The organism is Hyphomonadaceae bacterium BL14, assembly GCA_027627705.1.
Lineage (GTDB): Bacteria > Pseudomonadota > Alphaproteobacteria > Caulobacterales > Maricaulaceae > Oceanicaulis.
In genome coordinates this window covers 2,948,542-2,970,607 of the sequence record CP091242.1, presented here as the reverse complement: position 1 = coordinate 2,970,607, position 22,066 = coordinate 2,948,542, and the positions used below count along the sequence as shown (strand labels likewise).

At 65.2% G+C, this 22,066-nt stretch carries 21 protein-coding genes; 12 read left to right on the top strand and 9 right to left on the bottom strand.

The window, feature by feature from the left end; translation table 11 throughout:
• Positions 1 to 106: 106 nt before the first annotated feature.
• The gene (locus L2D00_14400) at positions 107 to 2,221 is read right to left on the bottom strand and encodes a TonB-dependent hemoglobin/transferrin/lactoferrin family receptor (GenBank protein ID WBQ13023.1); all 2,115 of its coding nucleotides are present in this window, start codon (positions 2,219 to 2,221) and stop codon (positions 107 to 109) included.
• 145 nt (positions 2,222 to 2,366) lie between these two features.
• On the opposite strand from L2D00_14400, the gene L2D00_14395 reads away from it, so the two are divergent.
• Entirely contained in the window at positions 2,367 to 3,359 is a 993-nt protein-coding gene (locus tag L2D00_14395) for a hypothetical protein (protein ID WBQ13022.1), read from the top strand.
• A 78-nt stretch (positions 3,360 to 3,437) separates the two neighbouring features.
• Positions 3,438 to 4,943 (top strand): L,D-transpeptidase family protein, encoded by a 1,506-nt coding sequence (locus L2D00_14390; protein WBQ13021.1) that lies wholly within the window; start codon positions 3,438 to 3,440, stop codon positions 4,941 to 4,943.
• A gap of 93 nt (positions 4,944 to 5,036) precedes the next feature.
• Here the strand turns inward: L2D00_14390 and L2D00_14385 are convergent, their stop codons facing one another.
• On the bottom strand, positions 5,037 to 6,083 hold the full coding sequence (locus L2D00_14385) for a deoxyhypusine synthase (protein WBQ13020.1): 1,047 nt from the start codon (positions 6,081 to 6,083) through the stop codon (positions 5,037 to 5,039).
• Complete coding sequence (locus L2D00_14380; protein ID WBQ13019.1) at positions 6,083 to 7,354, bottom strand: type III PLP-dependent enzyme; 1,272 nt, start codon at positions 7,352 to 7,354, stop codon at positions 6,083 to 6,085. The genes L2D00_14385 and L2D00_14380 overlap by 1 nt, the downstream gene beginning before the upstream one ends.
• A gap of 297 nt (positions 7,355 to 7,651) precedes the next feature.
• Here L2D00_14380 and L2D00_14375 point away from each other — a divergent pair, with 297 nt between their 5' ends.
• Positions 7,652 to 8,872: a substrate-binding domain-containing protein gene (locus L2D00_14375; GenBank protein WBQ13018.1), complete on the top strand. Its 1,221-nt coding sequence runs from the start codon at positions 7,652 to 7,654 to the stop codon at positions 8,870 to 8,872.
• Positions 8,873 to 8,948: 76 nt separating this feature from the next.
• Here the strand turns inward: L2D00_14375 and folE are convergent, their stop codons facing one another.
• Positions 8,949 to 9,575 carry a GTP cyclohydrolase I FolE gene (gene folE / locus L2D00_14370; protein WBQ13017.1) on the bottom strand — a complete coding sequence of 209 codons (627 nt, stop codon included), beginning with the start codon at positions 9,573 to 9,575 and terminating at the stop codon, positions 8,949 to 8,951.
• A 289-nt stretch (positions 9,576 to 9,864) separates the two neighbouring features.
• Between folE and cysS the strand changes: the two genes are divergently transcribed.
• The 4 genes from cysS (at position 9,865) to L2D00_14350 (ending at position 13,204) form a co-directional block, all read left to right on the top strand.
• Positions 9,865 to 11,253, top strand: coding sequence for a cysteine--tRNA ligase (gene cysS, locus L2D00_14365; GenBank protein ID WBQ13016.1), 1,389 nt, complete (start codon positions 9,865 to 9,867; stop codon positions 11,251 to 11,253).
• Between the two features lie 100 nt (positions 11,254 to 11,353).
• On the top strand, positions 11,354 to 11,788 hold the full coding sequence (locus L2D00_14360) for an iron-sulfur cluster assembly scaffold protein (protein ID WBQ13015.1): 435 nt from the start codon (positions 11,354 to 11,356) through the stop codon (positions 11,786 to 11,788).
• Entirely contained in the window at positions 11,718 to 12,182 is a 465-nt protein-coding gene (gene yidD, locus L2D00_14355) for a membrane protein insertion efficiency factor YidD (GenBank protein ID WBQ14516.1), read from the top strand. The genes L2D00_14360 and yidD overlap by 71 nt, the downstream gene beginning before the upstream one ends.
• Positions 12,179 to 13,204 (top strand): glycosyltransferase family 2 protein, encoded by a 1,026-nt coding sequence (locus tag L2D00_14350; GenBank protein WBQ13014.1) that lies wholly within the window; start codon positions 12,179 to 12,181, stop codon positions 13,202 to 13,204. The genes yidD and L2D00_14350 overlap by 4 nt, the downstream gene beginning before the upstream one ends.
• A gap of 4 nt (positions 13,205 to 13,208) precedes the next feature.
• Here the strand turns inward: L2D00_14350 and L2D00_14345 are convergent, their stop codons facing one another.
• The gene (locus L2D00_14345) at positions 13,209 to 14,168 is read right to left on the bottom strand and encodes a hydroxymethylglutaryl-CoA lyase (GenBank protein ID WBQ13013.1); all 960 of its coding nucleotides are present in this window, start codon (positions 14,166 to 14,168) and stop codon (positions 13,209 to 13,211) included.
• A gap of 10 nt (positions 14,169 to 14,178) precedes the next feature.
• Entirely contained in the window at positions 14,179 to 15,948 is a 1,770-nt protein-coding gene (locus L2D00_14340; GenBank protein WBQ13012.1) for a glycosyltransferase family 39 protein, read from the bottom strand.
• Between the two features lie 114 nt (positions 15,949 to 16,062).
• Between L2D00_14340 and L2D00_14335 the strand changes: the two genes are divergently transcribed.
• Complete coding sequence (locus L2D00_14335) at positions 16,063 to 16,797, top strand: glycosyltransferase family 2 protein (GenBank protein ID WBQ13011.1); 735 nt, start codon at positions 16,063 to 16,065, stop codon at positions 16,795 to 16,797.
• 57 nt (positions 16,798 to 16,854) lie between these two features.
• Positions 16,855 to 17,433 (top strand): hypothetical protein, encoded by a 579-nt coding sequence (locus L2D00_14330; GenBank protein ID WBQ13010.1) that lies wholly within the window; start codon positions 16,855 to 16,857, stop codon positions 17,431 to 17,433.
• Between the two features lie 137 nt (positions 17,434 to 17,570).
• Here L2D00_14330 and L2D00_14325 read toward each other — a convergent pair whose 3' ends face one another.
• Both L2D00_14325 and phaR read right to left on the bottom strand, forming a co-directional pair.
• Positions 17,571 to 17,891 carry a hypothetical protein gene (locus L2D00_14325; protein WBQ13009.1) on the bottom strand — a complete coding sequence of 107 codons (321 nt, stop codon included), beginning with the start codon at positions 17,889 to 17,891 and terminating at the stop codon, positions 17,571 to 17,573.
• A 106-nt stretch (positions 17,892 to 17,997) separates the two neighbouring features.
• Positions 17,998 to 18,576: a polyhydroxyalkanoate synthesis repressor PhaR gene (gene phaR, locus L2D00_14320; protein WBQ13008.1), complete on the bottom strand. Its 579-nt coding sequence runs from the start codon at positions 18,574 to 18,576 to the stop codon at positions 17,998 to 18,000.
• Between the two features lie 208 nt (positions 18,577 to 18,784).
• Here phaR and phbB point away from each other — a divergent pair, with 208 nt between their 5' ends.
• Together phbB and L2D00_14310 are read left to right on the top strand one after the other, a co-directional pair.
• Complete coding sequence (gene phbB, locus L2D00_14315; GenBank protein WBQ13007.1) at positions 18,785 to 19,510, top strand: acetoacetyl-CoA reductase; 726 nt, start codon at positions 18,785 to 18,787, stop codon at positions 19,508 to 19,510.
• 61 nt (positions 19,511 to 19,571) lie between these two features.
• The gene (locus L2D00_14310) at positions 19,572 to 20,303 is read left to right on the top strand and encodes a DUF4908 domain-containing protein (protein WBQ13006.1); all 732 of its coding nucleotides are present in this window, start codon (positions 19,572 to 19,574) and stop codon (positions 20,301 to 20,303) included.
• Positions 20,304 to 20,306: 3 nt separating this feature from the next.
• Here the strand turns inward: L2D00_14310 and L2D00_14305 are convergent, their stop codons facing one another.
• Positions 20,307 to 20,774 (bottom strand): cupin domain-containing protein, encoded by a 468-nt coding sequence (locus L2D00_14305; GenBank protein ID WBQ13005.1) that lies wholly within the window; start codon positions 20,772 to 20,774, stop codon positions 20,307 to 20,309.
• A gap of 84 nt (positions 20,775 to 20,858) precedes the next feature.
• Between L2D00_14305 and L2D00_14300 the strand changes: the two genes are divergently transcribed.
• Entirely contained in the window at positions 20,859 to 21,980 is a 1,122-nt protein-coding gene (locus tag L2D00_14300) for a hypothetical protein (protein WBQ13004.1), read from the top strand.
• Positions 21,981 to 22,066: the final 86 nt, after the last annotated feature.

Here is a 22,066-nt window from a genome sequence, read left to right as displayed (position 1 = left end):
ACTGCCTGTCAAACGAAAGCTGCGCCCGGTTTCACGTTCGGTTGCAGGCCTGTTGCTGCATAAATTGGCCCCGCCCGCCGGGGAGGAGGCGGGCGGGGCCCCNNNTCTACCAGGCGCCGGTCCAGGTCAGGTCGACCCGGAGCGTGCGGCCCGGCTCGGACACGCCGGCGAAGACGCGCTCATAATCGCGGTCAAAGACGTTCTCCACGCCCACATTCACGCGCACATCGCGCGCAAATCCCGGCTGCCAGCCGGCAGACAAATCGAGCACGCCATAGCCGCCGCGATCTTCGGCCGGGCTGGCACCCTGATCAAACTCGCCCGCGAAGCGCAGCCGTGCGCCCGCGTCCAGCCCCCAGGCTTCGAACCGGTAGCGGGCGCTGACTTGGCCGTTGACCGGCTGCAGCGCGCCCAGCGGCGCGCCGGTGGCGCGGTCCTCGCCGTCCACATTGGAGACAGAGCCGGACAGGCTGAAGGGTCCGCTACTGTACGCCGCCGCGATCTCGAACCCGGTCAGCTCGGCGTCGGCGACGTTCTCCGAGAACGACGTGCCCGCCGAACAAGGCTGGAAAAAGGGCGGCGCAAAGCAGGTGGGCGAAAAGGCGAAATCGACGCCGAGATTGATCAGGTCATCGGCCCGGGTCCGGAACCAGGCACCTTTCAACTCCAGCCGGTCATCGGGCGTGATCAGGCCCTGACGGGTGAAGGCCGCACCAATCTCCGCCGTGGTGCTGGTTTCCGGCCGCAGATCCGGATTGGGGATGAAGGCGTTGGTGATGAAGACGCGCGGCCCCAGGACCGGATGCGGCAGGGAGAAGTGCGTGCCGGTCAGATAAAGCTCGTTGAGCGAGGGCGCGCGGAAGCTCTGCGACCAGCTGGCGAACAGGCGCACCGATGGCACGGGTGCCCAGCTGGCGGCGAGCCGCGACGACACCTCTTCGTCTGATGTGGACGGGGCACCGACGGTTTCAGTTTCGAACCGGTCATAGCGCACGCCCGGCAAAAGCGTCAGCGCTCCGGCACCGCCCAGGTCCAGCGTGGTCTCCAGCTGCGCCCATGCGCCGGCAAACTCCGCCTCGCCGGTCGGCACACCGCCGCGCGCGTTGTCCGGCGTGTTTGAATCAAACCCGGTCTGGCGGTCGCGATACCATTCCGCCCCGGTCACCAGCGCCAGCTCTGCCGCGCCCAGACTGAACGCTGCGCGGTTCTCGGCGCGCACGCCGGTGGTGGTGAGATCGCGGCCTACCACCCGGCCGCTGACCTGCTCGGTCTCGTCCACCGACGCTTCGTTGCGATAAAGCGTGACGTCCATCGCAATCAGCGCAGTCTCCGGGTCGAACAGGGCGCGCGCGCGCCATGAGTCGGCGGTGATATCCTTGTCCACAAGCGGGTTGAGAGAATTCACAACGGACAGGTCCTGACCGTTATTGGGCTCCACGGCGCTGTTGCGGAAGCCCAGCCAGCCGGCCTCCAGCCGCAGGCCACCGCCCAGATCCGCGCCGCCGGATACCAGGCCCGAGACGGTGTCGTCATCCGCCGGCAGGTCCTGCCCCGAGCCCAGTGCGATATCGCCGGACTCCCGCAAGCTGATCGCCGCCATGCCGTCAAACACGCCCGAGCGCCCGAACAGCGCGGCAGACCCGCGCGTTTCCTCATTGCCCGTGCGATAGCCTGCCGAGGCACGCGCGCCCAGGTCGCGGCCATCGGGCAGGATGTCATCGGCGCGCAGCGTCTCGAACGCGATCACACCGCCAGACGCGCCTGACCCGTAGAGCGCAGAGGCACTACCGCGCAGCGTCTCCACCCGGCGAAGCAAGCCGGGATCGAGAAACAGCACGCCGTCATGGGCGGAACTGAAATTCTGGCGGGCCCCGTCCACCAGCAAGGTCACATTCTCCCGCCCGAACCCGCGCAGGCGTATCGTCTGGCCGGTGCGGCGCGGCCCGCCCGCCACCTCCACGCCCGGCGTGTCGCGCAACAGCTCGGCCAGATCGATGGGCCGGACCTGCTCCAGCGTCTCCAGCGTCAGCGCACTGGCCATGCCTGGATAGTCGAAATTGGACAATTGGGTGCGCGTGGTGGTGACCACGATCACATCACTGGCCTCCGCGCCGGGCGAGGCGTCAGCCTCTGCCTCGGCCAAGGCCGGTGCCCCAAGCGCCAACGGTGCAGCGGCGGCGCTCGCCGCCAGCCAGACGCGCATCGATCTCGTGAATGACATGAGCAGCCTCCTCTTGCAAATCATTCTCAGTCGCTGTTTGATGGCTCAGATGATTTGCGTTTGCAAGTCAGACTCGTTCGCAATATGCAGTCGGTGGATGACGACTGAGGTGGCGCACCGCCGCCCGCACCCGGGAGACAGATGGATGAGACGGAATGTATGGAGTGGAATCACCGCGGCCGGACTGGCGGTGGTGATGTCTGCGGCAGCGGCTCTGGCCGATACGCCGCAAACACGTCTGGAGCAGGATCGCACAGCCATCCTGGCAATGGCCGGCGAATATGACGTCACCTTCGATTTTCGCGAGCACCTGCCCATAGAGGCGGCTTACGAACTGCATGACGCGGAAGTCACGCCAGCGCGCGAAGTGGTCTATGTGATCGCGGACGAGAGCGATTTCATTTCGCTCCAGCACCTGCTTCTGGTGGGTCCGCCCGACGCGCCCATCGTGATCAAGCACTGGCGCCAGGACTGGGCCTATGAGCCGGCGCGGCTGATGCGCTATCGCGGTTTCAATACTTGGGACTTCGCCGATCTGTCCGCGGACCAGGCCGCCGGAGCCTGGTCGCAAACCGTTTATCAGGTTGATGACAGCCCACGCTATGCCGGGCTCGCGCGCTGGACCCATGGCGTGAACGCATCGACCTGGGAGCCGGAGGTCAGCTGGCGGCCCCTGCCCCGGCGCGATGGCACCACGCGCGACGACTATGATGTGATCGAAGCGGTTAACCGCCACACCGTCACCGCCTGGGGCTGGACCCATGAACAGGACAACACCAAGCTGGTGCTGCGCGATGGCGAGCAGCGCGCCCTGGTGCGTGAGCACGGCATCAACACCTACCGCCGCACTGAGCTGGCTGGCGTTCAGGCGGCCGAGCAGTACTGGGCGCAAACTGCGGACTACTGGGCGCTCATCCGCGCGGCCTGGGACAGCGTTTTCCACGCGGCGGGCGAGTTCACCGTGGATGACGACGCCGATGGCACGCGTGTCTACACCCCCCTGCTGTCGGCGGGCCAGGACATCGTCGATGGAACGGCAAATACCCAGGAAGCCTATCGCGCCGCTGCGTCGGTGATGGCGGCCCAGGTTCGCGTGAATGGCGCGACGCCGCAACTGCCGGGCCTGACTGATTCCTGATCGACTTTGACTACCCCCCGGGGACCGGATTTGTTAACGTTCGGCTAACGGTGTCGGCCTCCGGGGGGAGCAAATCGCATGGGTTGGGTAAGGGCTTTGGGCGGCGCGCTGTCCGCACTGGCGATATGCGCCACACTGGCCACCAGCGCTCTGGCCCAATCCTGGAACACACCCTGGCGCGACGGGGAAATCGCCGAGCTCGCCGGTGTTCTGTCAGAAACCTGGACCCACGGGCTGGACCCCGCGCGCTACCCCGATCCTGACCACTTGCGCGCCTTGGCACCCGGCCCTGACCGCGATCTTCTGGCGCGCGCCGCCTGGTTCCAGCTCGCCGGGGATCTGCTCTATGGTCAGGTCGACCCGCGCCGCCTCAACCCGGACTGGAGCGCGCCGCACCGCGCGGCCGACCTGCTCACCGAATACGCCCAGGCACGCGAGCGCGGGGCCATCGCCGCCGCGCTGGAGGCCCTGGCACCGGCCCATGCCGATTATCAGGCGCTGCGCCGCGAGCTGATCCGGCGCACCGTCTCCCCCACCGCGCCGGTGCTGGTGCCCGAAGGCGAGCGCCTGCGCCGGGGCGATAGCGGCGCGCGCGTGGACGCGCTGCGCGCACGCTTGTACCAACTGGGATTGCTTGAGCACTCCGGGGCGATCGGAGACGCGTTCGACGCCCGGCTGGAAACGGCGCTGATGCGGTTTCAGGCCCGGCACAATCTCGCCGCAGATGGGGTGCTGGGTACCGATACCGTGCGCGAGCTCAACACCGGAAACGGCCAGCGCGTCGACCAGTTGCGCGCCAATCTGGAGCGCTGGCGTTGGCTGCCGGATGACCTGGGAGCGCGCCATATCCGCGTGAATATTGCCGACTACCGCCTGGAAGCATGGGCGAATGGCGCGGTGGAGCGGGTGCACCAGGCCCAGATCGGCGCGCGCTGGACGTCGACGCCGGTCTTCTCCGAAGACATGCGGATCGTCGAGATTAATCCGTGGTGGTACACGCCGATGAGCCTGGGCCAGACCTGGCTGCGCCGGTTTCGCACCAATCCGGCATCGGCCTATGCCAATGGATATCAGCTGGTGGACCTCGACACCGGCCAGCGCGTGAACGCTGCCGATGCCGACTGGGCCAACCGGCGCTACCGCGTGATCCAGCGGCCCGGCCCGAACAACGCCATGGGTCAGGTCAAATTCCTGTTTCCCAATGTGCACAATGTGTACATCCACGACACGCCCCACCAGAACCGCTTTCTGAACACCCAGCGCGACGACTCAGCCGGTTGCGTGCGCGTGCGCGATCCCGTCGAGCTGGCGATCTGGGTGCTGGGGGCCGAGGGCTGGAGCCCGGCCGAGGTGCGCGCGGCTTTCGACTCGCGCCAGACGCGGCGGGTGCGGCTGCAGAACCGCATCCCGGTGCACATCCTGTATTTCACCGCGGTGTCCGACCGGTTCGGTCAGGTGCGCTATGTCCACGATGTCTATCGCCGGGATGCGGCGCTGATCCGCGCCCTGAACGGCGATCTGCCGCCTTTGCCTGCTGCGCCGTCTGTGCCGGTCGAGATCGACGAGAACGCTCAGGTGGACTGAGGGGCTTTGCCGCCATGTCACGAAAGCCCTTCGCCCCCCTTGAGAGAGGGGGCGAAGGGTTTGATTCAAGCGTCGACGCAATCCGTATCCGGATCAGTCCTCGAACATATCCGCAAAGCGGCGGCGCGGCCGGGTTTTCCAGGCACCGCGATGGAACACGTCCGACACGATCACCGGTGCCACAGTGGTAGCTTCGGCAAACACCATCTGCTCCAGCGTCACGTCCACCTTGCCCCACGAGCAGGCTTCTTTCAGCGTCGAGGACGAACAGGCACCGTCGCGCACGTCGGCCACCGTGATCTGCACGGCGTATTCGTGCATCGGCACCTCGTGACCGAGGATTTCGGCGCATACGACCGTGTCCTGGGCGAAGTTTTTCGGCACGCCGCCACCAACCATGAACAGGCCGGTCTTGCCTGCCTTGATCTTGATATCCGTCAGCTCACGGAAATCGGCCACTGCGTCGATGGAGAGATAAGGCTTGCCCGCCTTCATCCGCTCGACCTGGTGCTTCACGAGGCCAAAGCCCGCCGAGCAGTCGGCAAACGCCGGCACGAAGATAGGCACGCCGTGCTTGTAGCACTCTTCAATCAGAGAGCCTTCCTTCTTGGCGTTGCCGTCAGCCAGCCACTTGCCCATCGCCTTGATGAAGCCACGGCTGGAGATCGGTTTGGCCGGCAGGGAATTGGCGATATCGCCGATCGTGTGATCGGTGGTCTGCAGCTCTTCCTCGTCGATATAGGTGTCGTAGATGCGGTCAATATAGAGCTCGCGCAGCACACGGTCGTCCGGCACTTCATGGGCCTGATAGTGCTTGAAGCCCAGCGCCTCGAAGAAATCCATGTCCACGATGGACGCGCCGGTGGCCACGATGGCGTCCACCATGTTGTGGCGGATCATGTCGCGCCAGACATGCATGCAGCCGCCCGCCGAGGTCGAACCGGCCAGCGTCAGGATCACCGAGCAATCCGGGTCGGCCACGGCCGCGCCGAGGATGCGCGCAGCGCGCGCGGCATCGCGCGAGGAGAAGCTCATCTTCTCCCACGCATCAATGATCACGCGCCCGTCGAAGGAGGCGATGTCGATATGCTCGACCGGGCTGGCGAGCAGCTCGGCCTTGCGTTGGGAATTTTCGGTCATCAGCGCCTCTTCATCATTCGGTTTTTCATCAGGCGATGGCGTCTGCGGCGCAGTCCGCGTGCAAACGGCACGACGCGCCCGCCCTCATCGCCCGTGGCCGGAGCGGCCTCGGAGGTTTCGGTTTCATCATACATGGACCGCCAAGGGAAGTCGGCGACCTCGACAGTCTCCACATCCCCGAAGCCGTTAAAGCGCGTCGCCATGGCCGTGCCATAGGCACCGAGCATACCGAACTCGATGACATCGCCTTCCATCAGATCCGCCGGCAGGGCGTACGGCCCCGGCATGGAATCGATGGAATCACAGGTTGGCCCGTACAGCTTGTACAGCCCAGCCTCTTCGGATGGCGTTCCGTGACGGCGGTGCACCCGGATCGGGAACGGCCATTTGGCGTGCACAATGTCGAACAGGCAGCCATAGGAGCCGTCATTCATGTACACGGCGTCGCCCTTGACCAGCTCGACGCGGGTCAGGATCGACACGGCCTCGGCGATCAACGCCCGGCCCGGCTCGCACCACAGGTCGGCGTTGGACAGGACCATCATGTCCTCGAACGCGCTGCGGATCGCGCCGACGAATTCGCTCATCGGCGGCGGCGTCATGCCGGGATAGATGGCAGGGAAGCCCCCGCCCACATCCACGATGTCCACCGTCACGCCCGCTTTCACGATCAGGCGCGAGGCCTCCATCATCGCCGAGCGATAGGCGCTGGGTGCCATGCACTGGCTGCCGACATGGAAGCTGACGCCCAGCTCGGCCGCATGGGCTCGGGCGCGGCGGATCAGGTCGGGCGCTTCGGCCTCGCCGGCGCCGAACTTGCCGGCCAGCGGCAAAGTGGCACCGTCATTGGACACCGCCAGACGCACAACCAGCGTCAGGTCGGACGCGTGCCCGGTCTCGGCGAGAACTTTCTCAAGCTCGGCTTCGCAGTCGAGCACGAAAATCTTCACGCCATGATCGAAATACGCCGTGCGGATGGCATGGCGGCTTTTGACCGGGTGCATGAACGCCATGGTCGCGCCCGGGCAACGGGCGGCGATCAGTTCGACTTCCGGCAGAGAGGCGACGTCAAACCAGCGGATTCCGGCCGCGTACAGGGTGTCGATCACCCACGCGGACGGGTTGGCCTTGACGGCGTAGAGAACCTCGCCGGGAAAATTGTCCTGGAACCAGGAAGCTGCGGCTGTCAGCCGGTCCGGACGCGCGCAGGCGACCGGGCCTTCAACAGGCCGAGAGCGGACCAGGTCCAGGGGAGTATGGTATTGTGCCAACGCACGTGACCCCCTGATTGCAGTTAACCCAATCCGGCATCGTCACCTCCGCCGGGATGCGCGAGATATGCGCATTGCGTGACCATGTAAAGGAAAATTGCATGCGGCATCAGTGAAATCTTTCACATGGTACAGCGCACGTAAAGGCGGCCGGCCATCCAGCGCCCATGCAGTCGCAAAAACTTCATGCGCGCGGTGCCCGGTTCGCCTTGCCAGCAAGGGGCTCACGCAGGCATACCCTTGAGACATCCGGGCGCGCGCCGCGCGCTCCATGCGAATGCAGGGATGACACACATCATGACCCGTCTTTTCCACCTGTCCGCCGGCGCCGCCGCGCTGGCGCTTCTGGCTGCGTGCGGTGAGCCGCGCGAGGTCATCACGCTGGGCGAAGAAACCACCGAAACCACCGATCAGGGCGAAGCCGCTCCGAATACGGACGGCACCGCCCGGCGCGGCGGAGGCCGCCAGGGCCTGCGCATTGTGGGCTCCTCCACCGTGTTCCCGTTCACTACAGCTGTGGCGGAGAATTTCGGGGCCAAGACCGAGTTTCCCACCCCGGTTGTGGAATCGGTCGGGACGGGCGGAGGCATGAGCCTGTTCTGCGCCGGTGTCGGGCTGGACTACCCCGACATGACCGGCGCCTCGCGCCGCATGCTGGCCACCGAGTTCCAGCTTTGCCGTGATAACGGCGTGACCGCGATCACCGAGATCCGCATCGGGTTTGACGGCATCGTGCTGGCCAACTCCACCAATGCCGACGCGGTCGATTTTGATCTGGAGGACATTTATCTGGCCCTGGCTGCAGAAATCCCGATGCCGGTGACCGGTGATGGCGAAGCGATGTTCACGGCGAACGGCGTGCTGCGCGAGGGGGTCAGCCATGCCGACGTGGCCGGACATGATTGCGCGACGTTCATCGCCAACCCCTACCAACGCTGGTCAGAGGTCGATTCCAACCTGCCGGCGGAACGCATCGAGGTGTTCGGCCCGCCGCCCACGTCCGGTACGCGCGACGCCTGGATCGAGCTCGGCATCAATGCCGGTGCCCGCAAGATCGCCTGCATGGACGCGTTGCGCGCCAGCGACCGGGTGCGGTTCAACACGCTGGCCAGCCGGCTGCGCGAGGACGGGGCCTGGATTGATGGCGGCGAGGACGACAATGTGATCGTACGCACTGTCAACAATACGCCGGGCATGTTCGGTGTCTTTGGATACTCGTATCTGGAACAGAATGCTGACCGGGTACAGGGCGCGCAGATTGACGGCGTGGCCCCTGCCTATGACATGATCTCGTCGGGCGAGTATCCGATCTCGCGCTCCATGTATGTCTATGTGAAGAACCAGCATGACGGCATCGTGCCGGGCCTGCGCGCGTTCATCGAGGAGCTTACCGATGACGAGGCGTGGGGGCCGTTCGGCTATCTCGGCGATCGCGGCCTGATCGCTCTGCCCGAAGAGCGCCGCACCAGCGAGGCCGAGCGCGCCCGCGCCCTGACCCCGATGGGCTCGCCGGAATAGTCCTGGTACTTCAATCGGCAATGAAAAAGCCCCGGCACAGTGCGCCGGGGCTTATTTCTTCAGATTGGCTCAGACCTTATCGAGCCGAGCGCTCGCACAGGCGCATGAAGCGCTCGCGCAGTTCGGGGTTGGCCTTGAACTCACCGGTGAAAGTAGTCGTGATAGTCGACACATTCGGATGATGCACACCGCGCGTGGTCATGCACTGGTGCTTGGCGTCGACAAAGATCGCCACGCCGCGCGGATTCATCGCTTCGGTGATCGCATCAGCGATCTGGGCGGTCATGGTCTCCTGGGTCTGCAGACGCTTGGAGAAGGCCTCGACCACCTTGGCGATTTTGGAGATGCCTACTACAGCGCGGTCAGGCAGGTAAGCCACGCAGGCCGTGCCGATGATCGGCGCAATGTGGTGCTCGCAGTGCGATTCCACGTCGATATGGGTGAGCATGACCATGTCGTCATACCCCTGCACGTCCTCGAACCGCTTGCCGAGAATTTCGACCGGGTTCTCGCCATAGCCGCGGAACCATTCCTCATAGGCCTTGGCCACGCGCTTGGGCGTTTCCAGCAGACCTTCACGACGCGGATCATCTCCGGCCCAGCGGATGAGTGTGCGTACGGCTTCTTCAGCCTCTGCGCGGGTCGGGCGGGCGAGATCGGCTGGCGCAGCGTCCAGGTTCGTCTTGTCAGTCATGGCGTCCATGGAACGCGGATCCTTTCGTTGACGGGCGGACAGGTCGACCCTGCCCGAAGTACCGGTTTCCGGATCCAGCGAAGGCAGCGAACAGATCCGCTGGGCTTGCGCCGGGTCATTGGTTTATATCCGGAGCGCGTGGCTATCCCCATTGCGCCCGGCGGTAAAGTAGGCGTCCGATTGGGGAATCCAATGCGGCCTTCCCCCTTTTTTGTACACAAGGGTCAGTGTAGACCCCTTGAGAGCACTGCGCCAGCGGGCCAGCGGCCCGTTCAATCTGCATCACCAAAGAGCTGTCATGACCGCCTTGCGCCTTTACGACACCGCCGCACGCCGCAAGCGGGACTTTGTCCCGCAGGATCCCGGGCGGGTGACGATGTATGTGTGTGGGCCCACGGTCTACGCGCCCGCCCATGTGGGCAATTTCCGGCCCGAAGTGGTCTTTGACGTGCTCTTCCGTCTGCTGCGCCATCTGTACGGCGAAGACGCGGTGCTGTTCTCGCGCAATTTCACCGACGTGGACGACAAGATCAACGCCAAGGCCGCCGAGGAAGGCGTCGATATTTCAGCGATCACCCAAAGGTACACCAAAATTTATCATGAGGACGCCGCCGCGCTGAATGTTCTGCCCAAGACCTTCGAGCCGACCGCCACCGGCGCTATGCCTGAAATCATCGCCTTCATCGAACGCCTTGTCGGCGGCGGTCACGCCTATGCCGAACAGGGTCACGTACTGTTCTCTGTCACGGCCTACCAAGCCTATGGCGATTTTTCCCGCCGCTCGCTCGACGACATGCTCGCCGGCGCACGGGTGGAGGTGGCACCTTATAAAAAGGACCCTGGCGACTTCGTCCTGTGGAAACCCGCCAGGCCGGAAGATCCGGGCTGGGACAGCCCGTGGGGACGCGGGCGGCCGGGCTGGCACATCGAATGCTCCGCGATGATCGAGACGTCGCTGGGCGAGACCATCGACATCCATGGCGGCGGGGTTGATCTGGTGTTTCCCCACCATGAGAACGAAATCGCCCAGTCGGTCTGCGCCCATGGCGGCAGGCCGCTGGCCAATTACTGGCTGCACAATGGCTTTCTCTCCATGCAAGCGGAGAAGATGAGCAAGTCGCAGGGCAATGTTGTGACCGTCCACACAATGCTGGCTGACGGCTTGCGCGGAGAGGTGATCCGCTACGGGCTCCTGTCTGGCCATTACCGCGCGCCACTGGACTGGACAAGCAAGCTCATCGAGCAGGCGCGCAAGAGCCTGGACCGGCTCTATGGCGTGCTGCGGCGGCTGAACGCGGTGGAGGCCGCTCAGACCGAGCCGCCCGCTGCAGTACTTGACGCACTTATGGACGATCTCAATACGCCCAGGGCGCTGGCCGCCCTGTTCGAGATCGCCGGGCGCGCCAACAAGGCCGAGATGGACGCTGAACGCGCGCAGGCCAAGGGCGAGCTCATCGCGGCTGGCACCCTTCTGGGTCTGTTCCAGAGCGATCCTGACGCCTGGTTTGGCATTGACGCCCTGAGCGCGGAGCGCCGCGCTCAGATTGATACGTTGATCGACGCACGGGCGCTTGCCCGGGCGGGCAAGGATTTCGCCCGCGCCGACGCATTGCGGACAGAGCTCGATGCCCTTGGCGTAATGGTCGATGACGGACCCGAGGGGTCGGTCTGGCGGGTCACGCCATGATGGTGCCGGGGACCGACAGCCTGCCAGCCGCCTGCCAGCGGCATTCCGGACGGGTTCCTAATGTTTTGAACCGAACCGTTCATTGCGGCGTTCACGCTCCATGACCGCAGACCCGTACACCCCCGACCTGATCGCGCTGGCCGCCGACATTCCCCATATCGGCCGCCTGGAAGCGCCGCACGGGAGCGCACGCAAAGTGTCGCGCATTTGCGGGTCGGAACTGGATCTCGACCTGTGTCTGGAGGACGGGCGAGTCAGCGCGCTTGGCTTGGAAGTGCGCGCTTGCGCGCTCGGTCAGGCCAGCGCCTCGGTGTTTGCACGGGCCGCGCTCGGGGCTACGCCTGAAGAGATCCTCCAGGCGCGTGAAGGGCTCAAAGCCATGCTCCAGTCGGACGCCGCCCCGCCTCCGGGACGATTCGCCGGCTTGGCGGTGTTGGAGGGCGCACGTGCCTACCGCCAGCGCCATGGCTCCATCCTGCTGGTGTTTGACGCCGCTGCCGAAGCCATGGAGGCGGCGAGTGTGCGCACCCCGTAAGTCAGAGCCACAGGACCTGCACTGTGTGGGTGGACAAGCCAGCCCGCAGCGGGCGACACTAACCCGATATGGTGGGGACGACTCATCTTTGAAGACTTGGCCGGCACGCGGCGGGTTGTTGGTTATTGCAGCGTACAAGGTGATAGCGTCGCCGGTTTTTTATGCCTTGGGAGCGCGGTGCCGGCACGAGCCGACATGCTCGTCTTACGCCGCCGACGCGATCCGGGCGCAGGGTCTATGGCGAGGGAGCTGGCTGGCTCTCGGCCGGATTTTGAGATGCCGCCCGGGCGGCAGCTGGGGGGTGGATCTGGCCCCATTGGAGCGCAACAGCGCGCCATGGTGGCAGGTCTGGGCGTTTCGCACGCCGTACAGGGGTCATGAGGGGATATCGTGACGGCGCCAAACGAACCGTTCGCGGTGATGCCGAACATCGGTCACCATCCAGCACCCGAGCCACCTGCTGTGCGCCCCGGCCCGGCCGAAATGCGCGCGCTGACCCGCCCGCTATCGGTGATCATGGTCAGCTACCGCACCGGCCCATCCCTGTTCCTGGCGATCGATGCCGTAATGACCGCGCACGAGGTGGCCGAACTGGTGCTGGTCAATCACGACAATCCGCGCGAGACCGTGTTGCGCCTCGACGCCCTGGCGCGCACCCGCCCCAAACTGCGGCTGATTCATTCCGGCGGCAATCTGGGATTTGCGCGCGGCTGCAATCTGGGTGCCAGGCACGCGCGCGGTGATGTGTTCTTGTTTCTCAATCCAGATGCGGTCCTGGCTCAGGGTGCCGCGGCACAGATGATGGCGACCCTGCGCGACATGCCCGAACCGGGAATTGTCGGTGCCAGATTGATGGACCCTACCGGACGCGAGCAGCGCGGGGCACGCCGCGGGGAACTGACCATAGGCTCGGCGCTGTCCGGCTTCCTGGGACTGGCGCGCTTTCTGCCCTTCCTGCGCGATGTCCACCGGGAGAACGAGGCCCTGCCCGATGATGCAGATCCGTCGCCAGTGGTGTCCGGGGCGGCGATGATGATGACCCGCACCGGGTTCGAGACACTGGGCGGGTTTGATGAAGGCTATTTTCTTCATGTCGAGGATATCGACATCTGCCAGCGCGCCCGCACGGCGGGCGGCTCGGTGATGTTCGAGCCGCGCGCGGTGGTGCTGCACTATGGCTCAACCAGCAAGGCCAGCCTGTTTGCGGTGGAAACCTGGAAAGCGCGCGGGCTGACGCGCTATTTCCGCATCCATTGCGGGCTGCTGGGACGCCTGATCGCTCCGGCTCTCGGACCCGCTCTGTGGCTCGCCTTGATGTCGCGCGCCGTGCTGGTGCGGGTGCGTCAGCAGGTTGGCGACAAGCTGCGCCGTCTGGCCGCCTGGCGCCGCCTGATGCGCCGGCGCCGCAATCACTGATCCCTCAGCCACGCGGCCCTGGAAAACCGCCAGCCTTGGCCACCATGGACGCAACCGGATGGCGCAGCGCGACCGTCTCCAGCCAACGCGTGGTCTCGATCATTTTTTCCAGGTCAATGCCGGTTTCGAAGCCGCCGCGCTGCAACATGTAGACCACGTCTTCGGTCGCCACGTTGCCCGTGGCCCGCGGCGCAAAGGGACAGCCGCCAATGCCGCCCGCCGACGCGTCGATGACTCGCACGCCCGCCTCGAGCGCAGCATAGACATTGGCCAGCGCGGTGTTGCGGGTATTGTGAAAATGCAGGCGCAGGCGCGGTCCCGGTGCGGCCTCGCGCACTGCGGCCACCATGACGCGCACATCCCAGGGGCTGGCGACGCCGATCGTGTCGCCCAGCGCGATTTCCATGACGCCCGCTGCCGCTGCCCGGCGTGCCAGGGCAGCGACGCGCGCCACATCGACCTCGCCATCGAACGGATCGCCGAACGCCACTGAAATCGTTGCCGCCAGCGGGATGTTCGCGTCATGGGCCAGAACCGCGATGCGTTCCAGCAGATCGGCTGTCTCCTCAGGCGTCGCGTTCTGATTGGCTCTGCCGAACCCGTCTGAGGCGACCATCACGAAGTTGATCTCGTCACAGCCTGCATCAATGGCGCGGCGCAGGCCCCGCTCGTTGAGCGCCAGACCGATATAGGTAATGCCCTGCCCGCGCGGCACGCGGGCCATTACGGCGTCGCCATCAGCCATGGCAGGAACCAGTTTCGGGTTGACGAAGCTGGCTGCCTCCAGACGGCGGACGCCAGCCTCGATCAGGCGCGCGATGAATTCCAGCTTCACACCTGTATCGATCAGGGTCGGATCATTCTGCAGTCCGTCCCGCGGCCCGACCTCGACGATCTCCACGGCGTGCCAGGCGGCTAAGTCGGGCCCGGTGGACGTGCCGGGAAACTCCGATGGCGCAGTCATGTCACTCTCCTCAGGCGCAGGGGCCGGTGCGATGCAGGGTCAGGCGCACAGGACGCCCGCGCGAATAGTTGTAACCTTCCACTGTCGCCGTTCGGCAGGCCGAGGCCTGCAGCTGCGCGGCAAGCGCGTGCGCCCGCACCCCGGCCTCACCCTCCCGGGGCAGCCGGCTGTGATCGATGACCACCAGCGCCGGGCCTTGGGTCTGGAATTGCGGCGACAACGCGAATCCGGCATCGCCCGCCGGCACCAGCCAGGCATCTGCCAGATCGGCGATGTCGGCCAGCCGCACTGCGCCGCCAAGGCTGAACACCAGCGATGGCTCTGTGTAGGTGGAGATAAGAGGCGCGCCAGCCGGGCGCAAATCACCGGCCGCAACAAGCCGCGCCGCATCGCGTGCCGGGAAGGCGTCTGTGCCCGGACCAATCAGCCCGCGTCCCCCTACGTGCCAGGCGAGCCCCAGCGCCACGGTAGCCATGATCGCCCAAGCGGCCTGGCCCCGCAGGGCGGCGCTGATTTTGATCGTGCACAGGGCTGCAATGATAAGCAGCACGGCGATCAGCACAGGCACCGAGCCCTGATGGGCGAAGGTCAGCCAGCCAAAGGCCGCACCCCAGACCAGAACGCCGGTCACGCTGAGTGCCACACCCAGCCCCCGCCAGACGGTGCGAGTGCGATCCCATTCGGTAACGCCCCAGGCGCACAGCCCCATAATGGCGGGAAAGGCTGGCAGCACATAATGGGGCAGCTTGGTGGGCAGCAATTCAAACAGTATCCAGACCGGCAGGGAGAACGCGATGAGCACCCGGGCGGCCAGCGCAGCACTGCCCTGGGTCCGCAGCGCCCGACGCGCGGCCGCGAGACCGGCGGGCAGGAAGAGCGTTGCAGGAAACAGGGTCAAGGGCAGCAGGAGGATGTGATAGCCCGGCAGGCCGCCGTGGCCTTCATCGCCGCTGACCAGCTTGGGACCCAAATCATCACCCAGTGCCTCGCGCAGGAACGCCCCGTCGGTCGCGATCTGCACCGAGATCAGCCAGGGCAGGACGAGCAGGATAGCCAGCACCGGTCCCGGCCAGAAGGCGAGCGGCTTGAGCCAGACCATGGACCGCCTGAATGCGGTGGCCAGTCCGCCGCCGGCGCGCAATGCCCATGCATCCAGCATCACCAGCGCCCCTGCGCTCAAGGCCAGCGCCAGCGGCGTCACGGGTCCCTTGATCAGCACACCCAGCCCGACAAGCGCCCAGACCAGCACCGCCCACAACCGGTGCGCGCACCGGTCGGAGGGCCCGGTGAGGCGCAGGCGCAGAAGTGCATAGAGCGCGAGGGAGGTCACGCCCGCCAGCATGGCGTCGGTCTTGGCGATACCGGCTTCCGCGCCCATGAGCACGCTGGCCCCAATCAACGCCCCGGCGTAAAGCCCGGCGCGCGCACCGAGCAACCGGCCCGCCATCAACGCCGCGGCAAAGGCCGCCAGCATGGCCCCGAGCACGGATGGAAGGCGGTAGCTCCATATGGCGCGAGCGGCCTCGCCGGTGGTCGCCGCTACCGTGGCGCTTTGCAGCCAGTGAATGCCCACGGGCTTCTTGTTGCGCTCCTCGTCGAGGAAGTTGATGCGCACGAAATCGCCGGTCTGCACCATCTGGGCAGTTGCCTGAGCGTAGCGCGCTTCGTCGCGATCCAGGACCGGCAGGGAAAAGACGCCGAGCAAACCGGCCAGAGCTGCGACCAGAGCGGCGGCGAATGCCGCGCGCCAGCCCTCTGAAAATTTGTCCAGAATCTGCATTTTCTGCCTGATCCGCTCGAGCAGCCGAAATTTCCTCGGGCGCCCGCGTGCGGAACCCGGTATGTAACGGCGCGCCGCAAACCGCAAGCCGGGCTCTCGCTTCGGAGGATGCACATGACCACCACGCCGCCAGACCTGTCCATAGTCACCCCGATGCACAATGAGGCGGGCAACGCCGCCTCACTGGTGCGCGAGATTCACGCGGCTCTGGACGGGCGGCGGTTCGAGATCATTTGCGTGAATGACGCCAGCACGGACACCACCCTGGAAGAGTTGACCGCGCTCAAGGCCGACATTGCCCAATTGCGCATCCTGTCGCACCGGCAAAACGCCGGACAGTCACGGGCCTTGCGCACCGGCGTATTGGCGGCGCGCGCGCCGGTGATCTGCACCCTGGATGGCGACGGGCAGAACCCGCCTGCCGACATTCCGGCGTTGGTTGACACCCTCACACGCCTGGGCGCGCCGGCGGCGCTGGGCCTGGTGGGCGGGCGGCGCATCAAGCGCCAGGACAGCGGTTGGAAGAAGTTCGCCTCACGTCTGGCCAATGGCGTGCGCAAGCGGCTCTTGAAGGACGAGGCGGACGATACCGGCTGCGGACTTAAAGCATTCCGCCGCGACGCCTATCTCCTCCTGCCCTACTTCGATCACCAGCACCGCTTCATTCCCGCGCTGATGAAGCGCGAGGGCTTCATCATGGAGTTCGTCGACGTGGGCCACAGGCCACGCATCGCGGGAAAATCGAAGTATACCAATCTTGGCCGCCTTTTCGCCTCTTTGAGCGATATGCTAGGGATCATGTGGCTCAACAGCCGGGCGCGTCAGTCTGGCGGTTGGGACGAGGCCTGAACGTGGCTTCCGAGGGGGCAGTCGCGTTTACAGGCCCAAGCGCAAGGGAGTGGGACGATGCCAGGGGCAATGGGAGCAGGTGTAGCCAAAGGTTACGCAGCTGGACGCAACGGTGAAGGCGGAGGCCAGGAGCGGCTGTCAATGTTTACAATTTTTCCGAAAATGGCCCTCGCGGTTCTGATTTACGCCGCGATCGCTCTGTTTGTTGCGCTCACATCCAGTGACGGTGCCAGCAGCTTTGTGGGTACGCTTGACAGGTTCCAGGCTGGTCAGTGTGCGGGTATGGCGAGCGCCGCTGCGGACGCCGGGGCGTGCTATGTCGGCACGTTGAATTCGAAACTTTTGTCGATGACCCTGCCGTCAGGCGACTGGGTCATCACCACCGCCGACCTGTTGTTGATGTTCGCGCTGATCATGCTGTTCATGGAGATGATCAAGGCGGCCGGTTCGGGCACCAGCTCGCTCATCAATCACGGCCTGTCCATGGCCACCTTCCTGGTGTCGATGCTGCTTTTCCTTCTGACGCCGCTGTTCGGCACCTCGACCTTTTTTCTCATCACCATGATGAGCCTGGTCAATGTGGTGGCCGGCTTCACCATCACGGCGATCGCCGCACGCCGCGACCTGCAGGGCTAAGCCCGCAGACAAACCACGGCCAAAGACAAGCCCCGGAGCCATGCTCCGGGGCTTTTTTCGTTGTCACAGGATGATGAAATAGAGTGCCAGTAGCCAGGCGCCGTCGGCCAGCGACATGCGGTGCAAATGACCCTGACTCATGCCGCACGCTCCTGGCGCGGGCGCGCGGACGGGCCCAGGTGCATCGCGGCGGTGTAGGCAGCATGATAACGGTGGCGCTCGCAGGCATCGGCGCGCAGGCCTCGGCGGACCGGACCGGTCTGCAGGCAGGCGACGCCCTCAGGGCTGAGCGGTGCAGCGGTCTGCGGACGGGCACCGGATCGGCGCTGTGCGTCTGCGCGGCCGCGCGGTTCCTCGCGCACATCGCGGACATGAGGAGCGGGCTCGACGCGCGCCGTCCGGCCGGTCGGGACAAGAGCGCCGGACGGGCGCGCGGGGATGGGAACGAGACCGCTCATGGGTCCCGTCCCGCAAATCCCGGGCCAGTCTTTACACCTTGTTTACACCTGTTGATGACCCGTTAACGGTCAGACATCCCGGCACGATGGATCATTCCGGCACAGATCAGCTGTCGCCGGCGAGGCGGTCGAGGCGTTGACGCATGGCGTCCAGCTCGGCGCGCAAGGCGTCCACATCGCCCTTGGACAGGTCGGACGGCTGGTCCGCGCGTCCGGGCGTGGCCGTCAGACCGGGCGTGAACATTTTCATCGCCTGTTCGAACATTGCCATATTGCGCCGGGTCTGCTCCTCGATCAGTGCCATGGAGGCGGCAGGTGACCCGATGGCATTGGCCATTTTGTCGCGCAGCTCGGCCTGCTGGCTGGAAAAATTGTCCATGCTCAGGCGCAGATAGCCCGGCACCATGGTCTGCATGGAATCGCCGTAGAAGGAGATGAGCTGGCGCAAAAACTCAACCGGCAGAAGCGTTTCGCCCTTGGATTCCTCTTCAAAGATGATTTGCGCCAGCACGCCGCGGGTCAGGTCTTCCCCGCTCTTGGCGTCCTGGACCTTGAAATTCTTGCCCTGTTTGACCAGCTCGCGCAGGTGATCAAGGGTGACATACCGGCTCGCCGAGGTGTCGTAGAGGCGCCGGTTTGCGTACTTTTTGATGATGATCGTGTCGTTGTTTTCAGATTGCGTCACGACAGGCTCCTTCCTGACCGCCCTGGGGCGGCGCGCCGGCGGGGTTGTGACTTCCAATCCCCGCACGGCGCAGTTAACTTTCACGTTCAAACAAAGCGCTGGTATCAGCCCCTGTCCCCGCTATGCTGCCTGGGATGCTGCAGGTGCGGGTGTTGATTGCTGCGCAGCATAATCACACTTCGCAGTCAGGGACAGGGAGTATTTCTTTATGGCGAGAACGGCGCTCGTGACCGGGGGAACGCGCGGGATCGGCAAGGCCATCAGCATGGCGCTGAAGGCCGCCGGATATGAAGTCGCGGCCAATTACGCCGGCAATGACGAAGCGGCACAGGCCTTTACCGCAGAGACCGGCATCAAGGCCTATAAATGGTCGGTGAGCGACTACGATTCATGCCGCGAGGGCGTGGGCGCGGTCGAGGCCGCCCATGGCAGCATCGACATTCTGGTGAACAATGCCGGCATCACGCGTGACGCGCCATTTCACAAGATGACCCCGCAGCAATGGAGCGAGGTGATCGACACCAATCTGACCGGCGTCTTCAACATGACGCATAATGTGTGGACCGGCATGCGCGACCGCGGCTTCGGCCGGATCGTCACCATCTCGTCGATCAACGGGCAGAAAGGCCAGTTCGCCCAGGCCAACTATTCCGCCGCCAAGGCGGGGGATCTGGGCTTCACCCGGGCACTGGCCCAGGAAGGGGCGCGGCGCAATATCACCGTCAACGCGATCTGCCCCGGCTATATTGCGACAGACATGGTCATGGCGGTGCCCGAGGCGGTGCGTGAGCAGATTGTGGGCTCGATCCCAGTGGGACGCCTGGGCGGCGCTGAAGAGATCGCGCGCTGTGTGAACTTCCTGGTGAGCGACGAAGCCGGTTTCATCACCGGCACAACGTTGTCTGCCAATGGCGGGCAGTACATGGCGGGCTAGCGCGAACCCGCCTTGCAGTATCTGCCTGAAAATCGCCCATATGCGCTTGCAGTTTGCCCCCATGTTCAGGGGAATGATCTTCCTGTTCGCTGTCAGCGCCGGGGCTTGGGCGCTTTTCACAGCGGACGGGGCCGCTCAATCGAATCCGTTTGACCGCCTGGTTTCGTCACAGACCGGGCGTGCGGAACCGTCTTTATGGTATGACCGCGCAGACGGGCGCGGCCGGTTCGTGTTCGACCGGTCAGCAGAACCGGCCCTGATCTGGGTGGAGGGTGCCCAGGAGGTGTTTGCCGTCCAGCGTACCAGCGCGTCAGGCGGCGGCGATGTCTGGATCACGGATACCGAGAAGGTTCTGCTGCGCGTCTCGCGCATTGGTGGCTGGACGTACTTCCCCGATGACAGACCCGATGGCGTAGCTGTGGAACCGATGGGCCGCGCCCACACGCTGGTGGCCGCGCCCGCCAGCAGCGCCCAGCTGCAAGGTGCCGCGCGCGACATGGCCGACCGGCTGGCCCGGCTGTCGCGCCAGAATGTACGCGCCGAACTTGCCGCGCCTGCACCCGATCAGAACGCCTATATCATTGACACGATGGTGATGGTCACGCTGGCCGCTGAACAGGCCTCGCGCCGCTCCTTGCGCGATCTGGACACCGTGCGAATCGGGGTGGGGGAAACACCGCGCGCCGAGTTTGATGGGCGCACGCTGGACATTTCGGTGAACACAGCGATGGGCTATGGCGGCCGGCCCAGTGCCGCGCGTATCCGCCGCACGCTGGAACAGGGTGGCGGCTGAAACTCAGGCTCGCTTTGGTGGCCCGTCAGGACCCGGCCGCCAGTGCGCCGGCGCCAGTTCGAATCCGTCAAACCGGAAGCCGGGAGCCACCACACAACTGACCAGCGTCCACGCACCGAGCGACTCGGCAGCCTGCCAGGCACCGGCCGGCACGACGGCCTGAGGCCGCTCACCGCCACGCAAATCAGGCCCCAGACGCATGGCGCGGGCGCTGACGCCGTCCTCGCTGACCGTCAGCACCAGCGGGGCCCCGGCGTGCCACAGCCATACCTCGACCGCGTCCACCACATGCCACGCCGACACCTGGTCGGCGGCCAGCAGGAAATAAATGGCGGTGGCGGCCTCACGCGCGTTTCCGGGCCCGGGCTCAGCCCGGAAGGTCTCGCCATACCATCCACCTTCGGGGTGGGGCTTCAGCCCGAGCATGCGCACGATTTCCTGGACGCCCAGATCGCCACTGATCACGGTCATTCACATTCTCTCCCCGGTTAACCCTGTGATCACTCGGGCTTGATACGACATCCTCACTTCAATGGTTCTAGCGGCCCCGGTCACATGGCGAAAGACGGCTATGGCAAATTGAGTTTGCTCAAGCGCGGTGGCTCGACGAGCCGCGTGATCGATCTGGTATCGATCCGGGAGCGCCATAGCCACGAGCCGGACTGGGCAAAATACCCGATGTTCCGCAAAGCGCGGCTCAACCGGGCTTTCGTCGTCAAGCACACCCTGCGCGCCTGGGAGCGTGAGGAACTGGGCGGATCACGTACATCGGCCACCAAGGTCATCGTGCCGATCAGCGACCACGATCTGGATATGGGCGGGCATTCGATCTTCGTCGAACACCCGCGCTTCGAGACCCAGCTTGCCCAGCATCTGGGCGTCAGTCCGGGCGAGGCCGCTTTCGCCAGTGATGTTGCGCGCCTGCGCGCGCTTGCGCTCCTGCCGTCCTTTGACCCCTATCTCCTGCACGAGTATTTCCGGCGCAATGGGGAGTCGGTAGCGGTTTGCTATTTTGCGATCTCGGACGACGAGCTGCGCCAGATTACCGAGTTTGTTGCCAGCCAGATCGATCTTCTGGTGCGCAAAGCCATGGGCACGGCTTCACTGGACTCGCTCGACAAGTCGCGCCGCCTTGCCAAAGTCCTGTTCGAAGACGAGGATTCGCCCCAGCTGACGGTGCTGCGTGATGCGCTGCGCATGACCGCGAGCGAGTATGGTGAAGGGGTTTTCGGCTGGAAGGGCACGCTCTACTACAGCTGGCGCGCGGGCGAGTGCTATGCGGACCTCGCGACCTTCATCAAGGATATCAAGGCGGTGCGGATACCTGGCCTGTCCGGAGCGGACCGGGCCGAGCTGCAGGGCGTGATCGAGTCCATCACACAGCTGTCCGCCCGGCGCTGGGCGCGCCTGAAATCGCGCCTGGGCGAATACAATGAGGAGTTCACCCGCTTTGTGGAGCGCGGCGACCCGGCGGCGCTCAAAGCCTTCATGAGCCGCGCCCCGCAGCTTTTCGTCGAGATGGGCGAAGACATTGGCCGCATCCAGCACGTCTCGTCCTACTGGCGCTTCTGGACCCGCGGGCGGCGTCATAATGTGATGACGGCCGTGGAGGCCTTCGACCTCCTGCCTGATTTCGAGGCCGCGCTGATGGTCACCGATCTGGAGACCGAGGCTTAGGCGGGTGGGCATGTCTGCCCGGCCAATGGCCGCATTTCAGATCGACGATGCGCGGATATTGTGGCCGCATGGCCGGGTACATCGCC